This is a genomic window from Blautia faecicola (genome assembly GCF_004123145.1).
GTDB classification, from domain to species: Bacteria; Bacillota; Clostridia; order Lachnospirales; family Lachnospiraceae; genus Oliverpabstia; species Oliverpabstia faecicola.
The window spans coordinates 967910-981719 of sequence record NZ_SDKC01000001.1; the positions used below are offsets into that span (position 1 = coordinate 967910).

Below are 13810 nucleotides of genomic sequence, written 5' to 3' on the forward strand. Positions count from 1 at the left end.
AGAATGGCAATCAGAAAAATCAGAACTATGGGAGACCGGATCTTGAACAAAGTGTGCAGACCGGTGGAAGAGATGACACCGAAGCTTCGGGAACTGGTGGAAGATATGCTGGAAACCATGTACGATGCGTACGGTGTAGGACTGGCAGCACCGCAGGTGGGCATGTTAAAACGAATCGTTGTGATCGATGTCGGAGATGAAAACGGTCCGTATGTGCTGATCAATCCGGTGATTAAAGAGACTTCCGGTGAACAGACCGGAGAAGAAGGATGCCTTTCCGTACCCGGAAAATCCGGTATCGTGACAAGACCGAACGTGGTAACGGTAGAGGCGCAGGATATCAACATGGAACCGTTTACGCTGACCGGAGAGGGACTTCTGGCGCGTGCGATCTGCCATGAGTGTGAACATCTGGACGGTATCCTGTATGTGGAACACGTGGAAGGCGAACTGCACGATGTGAATTACGAAGAAGAGGATGACGAATAAATGAGAGTAGTATTTATGGGAACCCCGGATTTTTCCGTGGGAACATTAAAAGAGCTGGCGAAGGCAGGTCATGAGATTGTCGGCGTGATCAGTCAGCCGGACAAGCCGAAGGGCAGAGGAAAGAACCTGCAGCCCACACCGGTCAAGGAAGTGGCAATGGAACTGGGACTTCCGGTTTACCAGCCGAAAAAGGTAAGAGATCCGAAATTTATCCAGGTGGTAAGAGATCTGGAGCCGGAAGTGATCGTAGTCGTGGCGTTCGGACAGATCATTCCGAAAGAGATCCTGGAAATGCCAAAATATGGATGCATCAATGTACACGCATCCCTGCTTCCGGCATACCGCGGTGCAGCCCCGATCCAGTGGGCAGTGATCAACGGGGATAAGGAGTCCGGTGTGACGATCATGCGGATGGACGAAGGACTGGATACCGGAGATATGATCAATAAAGTAATTGTGACACTGGATGAGAAAGAAACGGGTGGCAGCCTGTTTGACCGTCTGAGCGAGGCGGGGGCAAAACTTTTGGTGGAGACACTTCCGAAGTTGGAGGATGGCAGTGCCGTCTTTGAAAAACAGCCGGAGGAGAGCACCACTCCGTATGCCGCCATGATCAGCAAGAAAATGGGTGAGATGGACTGGACAAAATCAGCAGAGGAACTGGAACGCCTGATCCGCGGACTGAATCCGTGGCCGAGTGCATTTTCCCATCTGAACGGAAAAACGTTGAAAATATGGGAAGCTTCGGTGGAAGAAGAAAACGGTGAGAAAAAAGCACCGGGAACCGTACTGCAGGCAGATGCCAAGGGATTTCGGATCCAGACCGGGGAGGGAATCCTGAAGATTGACACCTTGCAGTTAGAAGGAAAGAAACGGATGGATGCGCAGGCATTTTTACGAGGCTATACCGTGGAAGCGGGAACCGTGCTTCCGTGTTAGTGTATGAAACAGCCGGAGGAGAAAAACGTGGCAAATGGAACAGAACTCCGGGGAATCGCCCTGGAGATATTATTGGAGATTACACAGGAAAAAGAATACAGCCATCTGGCGATCCGCAATGCCCTGAATAAAGTACAGTATCTTCCGAAACAGGATCGGGCATTTATCAACCGTCTTGTGGAGGGAACACTGGAATATATGCTTCGGATCGACTATATCCTGAATCAGTTTTCCAGCGTAAAGGTAAATAAGATGAAACCGGTGATCCGCAACATTCTTCGAAGCGGTGTCTATCAGCTGTTATTTATGGACAGCGTGCCGGACTCGGCAGCCTGCAACGAAGCGGTAAAACTGGCACAGAAAAAAGGATTTTACAGTCTGAAAGGCTTTGTCAACGGCGTGATGCGTAATGTGGCAAGAAAAAAAGAAGAAATCACATATCCGGATGCAAAGACCAGCCCTGCAGAATATCTGTCGGTGTACTATTCCGTACCGCAGTGGCTGGTAGAACGCTGGGTGAAGGCTTATGGAACAGAGACGACGGAAGGTATGCTGAAGGATTTTCTGACGGATCATCCGCTGACGATCCGCTGCCAGCTGCACCGGGTAGATCCGGAGCTGACGATCAACAGTCTGGAGAGACAGGGAGCGACGGTTAAGCGGGCGCCGTATCTTCCGTATGCGTACTATCTGTCGGATTACAGCCACCTCGAAGGACTTAAATCTTTTGTGATGGGAAGGTTCGTGGTGCAGGATGTCAGTTCGATGCTGGTAACGGAAGCAGCAGATCCGAAACCGGGAGATTATGTCATTGATCTTTGCGCGGCACCTGGCGGAAAAAGCCTTCATGCAGCCGATAAGATGCAGGGAGAAGGCATGGTGGACTCCAGAGATCTTACGGATTATAAAGTGGGTCTGATCGAAGAAAATATAGAGCGAACACAGACACTGAATATCCGTGCGTATCGAAAAGATGCAACGATCCTGGACAAAGAATCCATCGAAAAAGCGGATATTGTGCTGGCGGATGTACCGTGTTCCGGACTGGGCGTCATCGGAAAGAAGACGGATATCAAGTACCGTACGGATGAGGATAAGATTCAGGAACTTTCGGTACTTCAGAAACGGATCCTTCACAATGCAGCATCTTATGTAAAACCGGGCGGGGTACTGATCTACAGTACCTGTACGATCACCCGGGAGGAAAATCAGGACAATGTGGCATGGTTTACGGAAAATTATCCGTTTGTACTCGAAAGCCTGGATCCGTATCTGTGCGAAGAACTCCACAGCGAGACAACAGCACAGGGGTATCTGCAGCTGCTTCCGGGCGTGCATAAGACCGATGGATTTTTCCTGGCAAGATTAAGGAAAAAAGAGGAAACAGAATGGAACAATTAGATATCAAATCGCTGTATGAAGACGAGCTGAAAGAAAAGATGGTTTCACTTGGCGAAAAACCGTTCAAGGGAAAACAGCTGTATCAGTGGCTTCATCAGAAAGCGGTGGGAAGTTATGAGGAGATGACGAATCTCTCGGAGAGCCTGCGGCAGAAATTAACGAAACAGGAACCGCTGACGCATCTGGAAGTGGTGGAAGTGCAGACTTCTAAGATCGACGGCACACAAAAATACCTGTTCCGTCTGGCGGACGGCAACGTGATCGAGAGTGTGTGGATGAAATACAAACACGGCAATTCCGTATGTATTTCTTCCCAGGTAGGCTGCCGGATGGGATGCCGTTTCTGTGCATCCACGATCGGCGGACTGACCAGAAACCTCCTGCCGTCCGAGATGCTCGATCAGGTCTACCGGATCCAGGAGATGACCGGAGAACGGGTGTCCAACGTCGTTGTGATGGGAACGGGAGAACCGCTGGATAATTACGATAACCTGCTTCGCTTTATCCGGATCTTAAGTGATGAAAAAGGGCAGAACATCAGCCAGAGAAACCTCACCGTGTCCACCTGTGGACTGGTGCCGCGGATCCGGCAGCTGGCAGAGGAGAATCTGACGATCACCCTGGCACTTTCGCTTCACGCACCAAACGATGAAAAGCGAAAAGAACTGATGCCGATCGCCTATAAATATTCGCTGTCGGAAGTCTTTCCGGCATGCAAATATTACTTTGAAAAGACCGGAAGAAGACTGACTTTTGAGTACAGTCTGGTGGGCGGAAAGAACGACAGCCAGGAAGATGCAAGACAGCTGGCGGAGCTGGTACACGGGTTAAACTGCCATATTAACCTGATTCCGGTCAACCCGATCAAGGAGCGGGATTTCGTACAGTCCGACAAAAAAGTGATAGAGAATTTTAAAAATAAACTTGAAAAATATCGAATTAATGTTACTATTAGAAGAGAAATGGGCAGGGATATCGATGGGGCCTGCGGTCAGCTGAGAAAGAAATACAGCGACCGGCAGGAAAATACAACAAAAGACTCCGCCGAAGAAAAATAAAGAAGACAAGGGAGAAGCTGGCATGAAGTCATTTTCTTTGACCGATGTAGGACAAGTCAGAAGTCAGAATCAGGATTATGTATATGCGTCCGAGCAGCCGATAGGAAATCTTCCAAATCTGTTTGTGCTTGCTGATGGAATGGGCGGGCATAATGCCGGAGATTTTGCCTCACGCTGTGCCGTTTCCGTAATCGAAGCGTCAGTAAAAAAAGATATGAGTTTTAATCCCATAAAGATCATGCGTCATGCGATTGAGGAGGCAAATGAAAAGATTCATGAGCTTGCGAAAGAAGACGCAGCAAAAGCCGGGATGGGGACAACCCTCGTGGCTGTGACCGTTGTGGGATATTATGCGTATGTGGCCAATGTGGGAGACAGTCGTCTGTATGTATCCGATGAGCAGGGACTGGTGCAGATCACCAGAGACCATTCCTGGATCGCAGAGATGGTGATGCGGGGAGAACTCAGCAAAGAGGAAGCCAGGAACCATCCGGATAAAAACATTATCACAAGAGCATTGGGAGCGTCCGAAGAGGTGGATATCGATTTCTTCGATGTGCAGCTGGAGGAAAAGAATCGGATTTTGCTGTGCTCAGACGGACTGAGTAATATGATAGCGGATGAACAGATCCAGGAGATCATTCAGAGTTCAGAAGATATCGAACAGTCCGGCAGACAACTGGTGGCAATTGCCAATACAAACGGGGGCAGAGATAATATATCAGTAATTCTAATCGAACCATTTACAAACGAGGTGAAAGAATGTTAAAAGAGGGAATGATTGTAGGAGAAAGATACGAGATCATCAGCAGAATCGGCAGCGGCGGTATGGCAGATGTCTACAAAGCAAAAGATCATAAGCTGAATCGTCTTGTAGCGGTGAAGGTAATGAAAGCGGAATTCAGCCAGGACAAAGGCTTTATTTCCAAATTCCGAAAGGAAGCACAGGCCGCAGCAGGTCTGGCGCATCCGAATGTGGTAAATGTCTATGACGTTGGGGAGGATAACGGCATTTACTATATCGTTATGGAGCTGGTACAGGGCATTACCCTGAAAGACTATATTACAAGAAAAGGAAAACTTTCCGTAAGGGAAGCAACCAGTATTGCGATCCAGGTTTCTCTGGGACTGGAAGCCGCACATAAGAGCAACATTGTACACAGAGATGTAAAACCGCAGAACATCATCATTTCCGTGGACGGTAAAGTAAAACTGTCTGATTTCGGTATCGCAAGAGCAGCATCTTCGAACACGATCAGTTCCAATGTGATGGGATCTGTACATTACAGTTCTCCGGAACAGGTACGTGGCGGTTACAGCGATGCGAAGAGTGATATCTATTCTCTTGGTATTACGATGTATGAGATGGTAACCGGACGGGTTCCGTTTGACGGGGATACGACGGTAGCGATCGCGATTAAACATCTGCAGGAAGAGATCGTATCACCGAGAAAATACGTGCCGGATCTGCCGTACAGCCTGGAACAGATCATTTTAAAATGTACACAGAAGAGTGTGGACCGCAGATATGCAAGCATGTCGGAGGTTATCGAAGATCTGAAACATTCCCTGCTGGATCCGAACGGAAACTTTGTCACCGTGACACCGCTGGCACAGCATGCACAGACCGTGATGCTTTCAAAAGACGAACTCGAAGCTATCCGGGAAGGTCGTTCCGGTTATGCGACTCCTCAGAAAGATACCTATGAGGATGAAGATGAGGACGAGGATGACGAAGACGAATATGATGAGGAATACGACGATGAAGATGATGATGACGACGAGGGTGAAGTAAGTTCCAAACTGGAAAAAGCCATGACAATCGGTGGATTTATCATCGGAGCGATCATTATCTGTATTCTGATCTTCTTTATCGCAAGGGCAGCAGGTCTGGTTAATATCGGAGGATCTGCCAACAAGGACGATGCACAGCAGACCGAGCAGGAAGAAATCGATGATACCGTAGATGAAAACGGACAGGTATCCGTACCGAAACTGACCAGCATGACAGAAGAAAACGCACTGAGCGTTCTCGAACAGCTGGGCTTAAAGGGAAATAAGATCGGCGAAAGCCCGTCTTCCGAATACAAAGCAGGAACGATCATGTCTCAGGAAACAGAGGCAGGAACCAAAGTGGATCAGGGAACTGTGATCAACTATGTGGTAAGTACAGGAACCGATGCACCGACGATACCGAGTATAATCGGAAAGTCACAGAGTGAGGCAGAAGCACTGATCAAAGCATTGGGACTGAATACAGAGATCCAGCAGGATTACAGTGATACCGTGGCAATCGGAAAAGTTATCAGTGTAGATCCGGGCGAGGGAACACAGGTGTCCGCAGGATCTACGATCACACTGGTAGTCAGTCTGGGTGAAGAAAACAAACAGGTGGAAGTACCGAACGTGATCGGACAGGATGAGGCAACCGCTAAGAAGACACTGAACGATCAGGGATTACAGGTAAATGTAGAGACAACAACCGATGCCTCCGGTAATGTGGCAGAAGGCTGCGTGGCAAACCAGAGTGTGGTAGCAGGAACTTCTGTAGATCCGGGTTCAACCATTACGCTGCAGGTGTATCATGCACCATCTGTACCGGCAGAGTCGGAAAATGGCGGAACCGCAGACAGCGGAAGCTGGACCTGTAATGTAAAACTGGATCAGCCATCTACCTACATTGGTGGTCCGGTACAGCTGACACTGGTACAGAATATCAACGGACAGAACGTGGAAACTGTGATTCTGGACGGACAGACAATTACATTCCCATATACACTGACCATTGCCGGTGCAGACGGCGTGGATACCGGAACCGTATATCTGAGAGAAATGGTAGACGGAGAATATGTAGAACGTGGACATTATTCAAATGTACCGTTCAAACAGTCTTAAGAGGTATCTATGCAGGGAAAGATTATAAAAGGAATTGCCGGATTCTACTACGTGGACGTAGCAGAATCCGGAATTTATGAATGTAAAGCCAAGGGGATTTTCCGGAAAGAAAAGAAAAAACCTCTGGTTGGCGATAACGTAGAGATTGAAGTTCTCGATGAAAAAGAAAAGACAGGCAATCTGATTCAGATTCTGCCAAGAAAGAATGAGCTGATCCGGCCGGCAGCGGCAAATGTGGATCAGGCACTTGTGATTTTTGCAGTCCGTCAGCCGGATCCGAACTACCAGCTGCTGGACCGTTTTTTGATTACAATGGAACAACAGGAGATTCCGAGTATTATCTGTTTCAATAAAAAAGACCTGGCGGAACAGGAAGAACTGGAACGGATGTGCCAGATCTACAGTTCCTGCGGGTACCAGGTATTGCTTACCAGTGCCGAACAGGAAGAGGGGATCAGCCAGATCCGCCGGATCCTGGAGGGAAAAACAACAGTGGTTGCAGGACCTTCCGGAGTGGGAAAATCGTCGCTGACGAATCTGTTGCAGGGAGAAGTCAGCATGGAGACCGGTGAGATCAGTAAAAAACTGAAACGCGGCCGCCATACGACCCGTCATGCACAGCTTTTGACAGTGGGTGAACATACCTATCTGATGGACACACCGGGATTCAGTTCCCTGTTTGTGGAGGGGATGGAGAAAGAAGAACTGCGGTTCCATTATCCGGAATTTGCGGAATACGAAGGAGCCTGCCGTTTTCAGGGATGCGTGCATGTCCATGAACCGGACTGCGCGGTCAAACAGGCAGTGGAAGAAGGAAAGATCCACAGCCAGCGCTATCAAAATTATGTCAGTTTCTATGAAGAACTGAAAGAACAGGAAAAAAGGAGATATTAAAACATGTATCAGTTATCACCATCTATATTGGCAGCAGATTTTAATTGTCTGGGAGAACAGATCCGACAGGTTGAAGAAGCAGGAGTGGAATGGCTTCATATTGATGTGATGGACGGAGCATTTGTTCCGAGTATTTCCTTTGGAATGCCGGTGATCGCATCGATCCGGAAAAACAGTTCTCTGTTTTTTGATGTCCATCTGATGATCGAGGAGCCGGGAAGATATATCGAAGAATTCAAAAAGAGCGGAGCGGATATGCTGACGGTACACGCGGAAGCATGCAAGCATCTGGACAGTACCTTACGGGAGATCCGCAAAGCAGGAATGAAAGTCGGTGTGGCGATCAATCCGGGTACACCGGTCAGCCAGCTGGAATGTGTGCTGGATCTGGTGGATATGGTACTGGTTATGACGGTCAATCCGGGATTTGGCGGTCAGAGTTATATTGAAAGCTGTACCGGAAAAGTACAGAAACTTCGTAAAATGATCACGGATGCCGGACTGGATGTGGACATTCAGGTAGATGGCGGCATCAATGAAAAGACCATCGACAAAGTGCTGGATGCAGGCGCCAATATTCTGGTTGCCGGATCTGCTGTCTTTGGCGGAAACATCGGAGAAAATGTCCGCCGCCTGAAAGAGAGAATGGAGCGCAGATAGGAAATGAAAACGCTGATTATCACAGGGGGCATGATCGAGGTAGATTTTGCTCTCTCCTTTATACAGGAACTGAAGCCGGATTATATTCTTGGGGTAGACAGAGGGTTACAGTTTTGTTATGAACATGATATTCGTCCGGATTATATCGTGGGAGATTTTGACAGTCTTCCGGGCGAGATTCTGGAACGTTACCGGCAGGAGGGAGAGATCCCGATCCGTACCTACAATCCGGTAAAGGATGCGACAGATACAAAGATCGCACTGGATAAAGCCCTGGAAGACGGCAGTACAGAGATCTGGATTCTGGGGGCAACGGGGACTAGGATCGATCACGTGGTCTGCAATCTGCAGATATTAAAAGAAGCATGGGAGAAAAAAGTACCGGTATGGATCGTGGACAGCAGAAATAAGATCGGTCTTCCGGTAGAAAAAACATTTTCTCTCAAAAAAGAAGAACAGTATGGCACCTATGTGTCTTTGTTCCCCATGGGTGAAACCGTGGAAGGACTGACACTTAAGGGCTTTAAATATCCGCTGGATCACTATCAGTTAAAAGACCGGGAAGGTCTGGGGGTAAGCAATGAGATCACAGCGGATGTGGCAGATGTCAGCTGGGAACAGGGTGTACTGTTGATGATACAAAGCAAAGACTGAAGTGACAAGGAGGATTTTTACATGAACACACAGGAAAAGAAAGAAGCACTGGTGCAGGCGGTAGAAGAGATCGCAAAAAAAGAAGCAGCATACTGGGAAGGAAACCCGAAGATGCAGGAAACCTTCCAGAACTGTTATGTAAGTACTGCAAAAACCACGACAAAATTTCTTGAGAGCGGAGAAGCGTATGTATTTACCGGAGATATCGCAGCAATGTGGCTGAGAGATTCTTCTGCACAGGTCGTTCATTATCTGCCATATCTGAAAGAATATCCGATCTTAAAAGAGATGGTAAAAGGGCTGATCGCCCGTCAGGCAAAGTATGTACATATTGATCCGTATGCCAATGCATTTAACGAAGAAGACAACGGAAACTGCTGGGAGAAAGACCTGACTAAATACAATCCGTGGAACTGGGAGAGAAAATACGAGATTGACTCCCTGTGCTACCCGATCTGGCTGATCAAACGGTATGTGGAGAATTCCGGAGCAAGAGATGTCTTCACCCCGGAAGTAAAACAGGCATTCCGCGATATCCTGGATGTATGGCAGACAGAGCAGTACCATGAGAACTCCGAGTATTCTTTCGTACGTCTCAACTGTCCGCCGTCTGATACCTTAAGTAACGATGGAAAGGGTGCACCGGTAGGTTACACCGGTATGACCTGGTCCGGATTCCGCCCAAGTGATGATGCGTGCAAGTATGGTTATCTGATTCCGTCCAACATGTTTGCAAGCGTAGTTCTGGATTATATGGCAGAATTCCTGGAGAAAGATTTCCAGGATCCACAGATGGCAAAAGAAGCAAAAGAATTACAGGTAGAGATCCAGGAAGGTATCCGGAAATATGGTATCGTGGAAGATGAAACCTTCGGAAAGATTTATGCGTACGAGACAGACGGTCTTGGCAACTACAATCTGATGGACGATGCCAACGTGCCGAGTTTGTTATCTCTGCCGTGGCTGGCATACTGTGGCAAAGACGATCCAATCTATAAAAATACAAGAGCCTTTGTATTAAGCAAAAAGAATCCATATTATTTTGAAGGCGCCAGCGCAAAAGGAATCGGAAGTCCGCACACACCGGATCAGTATATCTGGCACATCGCACTGACGATGCAGGGACTGACTTCTGATGACGAAGAAGAGAGAAAAGAACTGCTGGAAACCCTTCTGGCTACCGATGCAGACTGTAAAGTGATGCACGAGGGATTTGACTGTCAGGATCCGAAGAAATTCACCAGAGAATGGTTCGCATGGGCGAACTCATTGTTTGCATTATTTGCGCTTTCTATGAAAAAGTAAAGTTGACGAAAAAAATCTGAAAAAACGAATAAATATAGGAAAAAGATAACATCAGAACTTTAAAAAGGAGAGAGTGTATGGTATAATATTACCAGCAGTGCTTTCCGTGATGGGAAAGTTCTCGACGAAAAGCTGTCAGTTCTGCTGTATGTTCTGTTTCCTAAGAGAACCGCTATAAAAAAACATCGCCGGATGCAGAAAAGTACACAGATTTATTTTAATGTTTGCTGTGTGCACAGGCATTGGTGATGTTTTTTTGTGCAACCGCAGGGGGTAAAGAGAGAAAACGGTTGCCAATAAGTTATTATTTATCAGGAGGTAGCAAAAATGATATTGCTAAAAGAAAGAATCGGTAAAATGCTGGAATATCTGCAGGAACAGGTATATCCGAAGCAGGTTGCGATTCCGAGTTACAAGATGATCCGCACCGATGAGAGATGTCTGGATGTAAACAATCTGGATACCTCATCCTGGACCGAGATTACGAACCAGGAACTGTGGGGCGGACACAGAGAATATTACTGGTTTGAGACCGTAGTGACAATTCCGGAAGAATTTGACGGAGAGTGTGTAGTGTATGAACTGAAAACCGGAAAAGAAGGAGAGTGGGATGCAACGAATCCACAGTTTTCCATCTTTGTAAACGGTGTGAGAGTACAGGGGCTTGATGTCAACCACAGAGAAATCATTTTGGCAGAGCCTGCCAAAGCAGGAGACACCTATCGCATTGTTCTTTCCGCATTTACCGGAGACCAGAACTTCAGTCTGAAGATGAACTCCAGCCTGAAAGTACTGGATCGTAAGACTGAGAAATATTACTATGACCTGGAAGTTCCGTACCAGAGTGCCAGACTGCTGAACACGGAAGATCAGGCATATATTACGATTATTCAGGCACTGAACGAATCTCTGAATCTGCTGGATATGAGAAAAGAAGGTTCCAAAGAGTATTATCAAAGCCTGGAAAAAGCACAGGAGTACATCACAAAAGAATTTTATGAGAAATATTGTGACGGTGAGAAAAGCCCGATCATCTACTGTGTAGGACATACACACATTGACTGTGCATGGCTGTGGACTCTGCGTGTGACAGAAGACAAGGCAGTCCGAAGCTTTTCTACCGTACTGGAACTGATGAAAGAATATCCGGAATATGTATTTATGTCCAGCCAGCCACAGCTGTACAAATATGTGAAGAAAAATGCTCCAGATGTGTATGAACAGATCAAAGAAAGAGTCAAAGAAGGACGCTGGGAGCCGGACGGTGGTATGTTCGTAGAGGCAGACTGTAATATCGCTTCCGGTGAAGCACTGGTTCGCCAGTTTGTACACGGACAGAGATTCTTCAAAGAAGAGTTCGGCGTGGACAATGAGATTCTGTGGCTTCCTGACGTATTCGGTTATTCCGCAGCACTTCCGCAGATTCTGCAGAAATGTGGAATCCCTTACTTTATGACCACAAAGATCAGCTGGAATGAGTTCAACAAGATGCCGTATGATACATTCGAGTGGGAAGGTATCGACGGAACCCGTGTACTGACACATTTTGTTCCGACCCGTGATTACAATAGGGCAGCAGTTGAGGGGGGTACAGAGACAGAACACTTTACCACCTATAACGGATATATCAATCCAAGCCAGATGAAGGGTGCATGGGCACGATACAGCCAGAAATATCTGAACGAAGAAGTACTTTGCAGCTTCGGTTTTGGAGATGGTGGCGGTGGCCCAACCAAAGATATGCTGGAGAATCAGAGACGTCTGGCAAAAGGTCTCCCGGGTATGCCGAGAACCAAGATGTCTACTGCAAAAGAATTCTTCCATGTTCTGGATAAACATGTAACCGGAAAAAAATATCTGCCGACCTGGGTGGGCGAGCTGTATCTGGAATACCACAGAGGTACTTATACTTCTATGGCAAGAAACAAAAAGTTCAACCGGAAAGCGGAGTTTGCATATCAGAACGAAGAAATGTACGCAATGCTGGATGCACAGACTGCAGGTGGTGCATATCCGGAAAAAGAACTGCATGAAGGATGGGAAGTCATCCTGCGTAACCAGTTCCACGATATTCTGCCGGGATCTTCGATCAAAGAAGTATATGATGATTCCAAAGCAGAGTACGAAGGTATCTTTGCAGAGAACAAAGCGCTGACCGATGCAACACTGGCACATATCGCAGCAGGTGTAAAAGCACCGAAACATTCTCTGGTTGTTTACAACCCGAACAGTGCAGCTGCTTATGATCTGATAACCTTTACCGTTCCGGAAGGCATGGGAGAGCCTGCAGTTTACGACGGCGAGACAAAACTGGCTGTTCAGAAAACCGCAGACGGTGCATATGTATTCTTTGCAGCAGGCGTACCGGGAAAAGGATATAAGACTTATACCGTAAAAGAAGAAACAGCAGATACCACACCGACGATGGAAGTTTCCACAGAGGTGATGGAAAATGAGTTCTTCAAGGTAGAATATAATGAAAAAGGTCAGTTTGCGAAGATCTATGATAAGAAAGCAGATCGTGACGTACTGAAACCTGGCAAAGCCGGTAACGTGATCGTAAGTTACGAAGACCGTCCGCACAACTATGATGCATGGGATGTAAACAATTATTATACAGAAAAATCCTGGGATATCGATCAGGTATCTGCGATGGAAGTAGTGGAAAATGGTCCGGTAAGAGCCTGCGTAAAAGTAGAGCGTAAATATCTGGATTCCACGATCACACAGTTTATTTATCTGTATCATGACATTCCAAGAATCGATATCAAGAATGTAATTGACTGGAAAGAGCATCAGATCTTTGTGAAAGACTACTTCCCGATCGATGTACATACCAACGAAGCTACATTTGATATCCAGTATGGTAACGTAAAACGTGATACCCATGACAATACTTCCTGGGATTTTGCAAAATTTGAAGTCTGCCACCATAAATGGATGGATGTGTCCGAGGATGGCTACGGTGTCAGTATGTTAAATGACTGCAAGTATGGTGTTGGTGTCCGCAATGGTGTGATCGGTATGTCCATGCTGAAATCTGCGATTCATCCGAATCCGGAAGCTGATAAAGAACTGCATGAATTTACTTATTCTATTTATCCACATCAGGGCGGCTGGCGAGAAGCCGGTACGGTAAAACAGGCTTACCAGATCAATAACCCTCTGACCTGCAGCTGGAAAGAGAATGAAGGAGGAACACTTGCTCCGGAATATTCTCTGGTTTCCTCTGATCAGGATAATGCAGTGATCGAGGTTGTGAAAAAAGCGGAAGATTCGGATGCTGTCATCGTTCGTCTGTACGAGTGCTATAACAGAAGAACTCCGGTGACACTAATTTTCGGTAAGGAATTGACATCTGTTGTCGAGTGTAATATGATGGAGGAAGGAGCAGATCCTGTAGAGTTTACAGGAAATCAGGCGACTTTCGAGATGAAACCTTATGAGATTAAGACGTTAAAGGTTACGTTTTAAAAAAGACTGGATTTCAGTCTGAGGTTTCGGAAACTGAATAG

The 13810-nt window shown here is 46.9% G+C and carries 11 protein-coding genes; all 11 read left to right on the forward strand.

What is annotated here, in order from left to right:
* The first annotated feature begins 3 nt into the window (after positions 1-3).
* Complete coding sequence (gene def, locus ETP43_RS04485) at positions 4-489, forward strand: peptide deformylase (RefSeq protein WP_129257167.1); 486 nt, start codon at positions 4-6, stop codon at positions 487-489.
* Entirely contained in the window at positions 490-1428 is a 939-nt protein-coding gene (fmt, locus tag ETP43_RS04490) for a methionyl-tRNA formyltransferase (RefSeq protein WP_129257168.1), read from the forward strand.
* A 27-nt stretch (positions 1429-1455) separates the two neighbouring features.
* Complete coding sequence (gene rsmB / locus ETP43_RS04495) at positions 1456-2829, forward strand: 16S rRNA (cytosine(967)-C(5))-methyltransferase RsmB (RefSeq protein WP_288937877.1); 1374 nt, start codon at positions 1456-1458, stop codon at positions 2827-2829.
* Positions 2817-3887, forward strand: coding sequence for a 23S rRNA (adenine(2503)-C(2))-methyltransferase RlmN (rlmN, locus tag ETP43_RS04500; RefSeq protein ID WP_129257170.1), 1071 nt, complete (start codon positions 2817-2819; stop codon positions 3885-3887). The genes rsmB and rlmN overlap by 13 nt, the downstream gene beginning before the upstream one ends.
* A 22-nt stretch (positions 3888-3909) precedes the next feature.
* Positions 3910-4656, forward strand: coding sequence for a Stp1/IreP family PP2C-type Ser/Thr phosphatase (locus ETP43_RS04505; RefSeq protein WP_129257171.1), 747 nt, complete (start codon positions 3910-3912; stop codon positions 4654-4656).
* Positions 4650-6782, forward strand: coding sequence for a Stk1 family PASTA domain-containing Ser/Thr kinase (gene pknB / locus ETP43_RS04510; RefSeq protein ID WP_129257172.1), 2133 nt, complete (start codon positions 4650-4652; stop codon positions 6780-6782). The genes ETP43_RS04505 and pknB overlap by 7 nt, the downstream gene beginning before the upstream one ends.
* A gap of 9 nt (positions 6783-6791) precedes the next feature.
* The gene (gene rsgA, locus ETP43_RS04515) at positions 6792-7676 is read left to right on the forward strand and encodes a ribosome small subunit-dependent GTPase A (protein ID WP_129257173.1); all 885 of its coding nucleotides are present in this window, start codon (positions 6792-6794) and stop codon (positions 7674-7676) included.
* A gap of 3 nt (positions 7677-7679) precedes the next feature.
* Positions 7680-8336, forward strand: coding sequence for a ribulose-phosphate 3-epimerase (gene rpe / locus ETP43_RS04520; RefSeq protein ID WP_129257174.1), 657 nt, complete (start codon positions 7680-7682; stop codon positions 8334-8336).
* Between the two features lie 3 nt (positions 8337-8339).
* Positions 8340-8990 carry a thiamine diphosphokinase gene (locus ETP43_RS04525; RefSeq protein ID WP_129257175.1) on the forward strand — a complete coding sequence of 217 codons (651 nt, stop codon included), beginning with the start codon at positions 8340-8342 and terminating at the stop codon, positions 8988-8990.
* Between the two features lie 21 nt (positions 8991-9011).
* On the forward strand, positions 9012-10295 hold the full coding sequence (locus ETP43_RS04530; RefSeq protein ID WP_129257176.1) for a glycoside hydrolase family 125 protein: 1284 nt from the start codon (positions 9012-9014) through the stop codon (positions 10293-10295).
* 327 nt (positions 10296-10622) lie between these two features.
* Positions 10623-13769, forward strand: a complete 3147-nt coding sequence (locus ETP43_RS04535) for an alpha-mannosidase (RefSeq protein ID WP_129257177.1) — start codon at positions 10623-10625, stop codon at positions 13767-13769.
* The last annotated feature ends 41 nt before the right edge of the window (positions 13770-13810 follow it).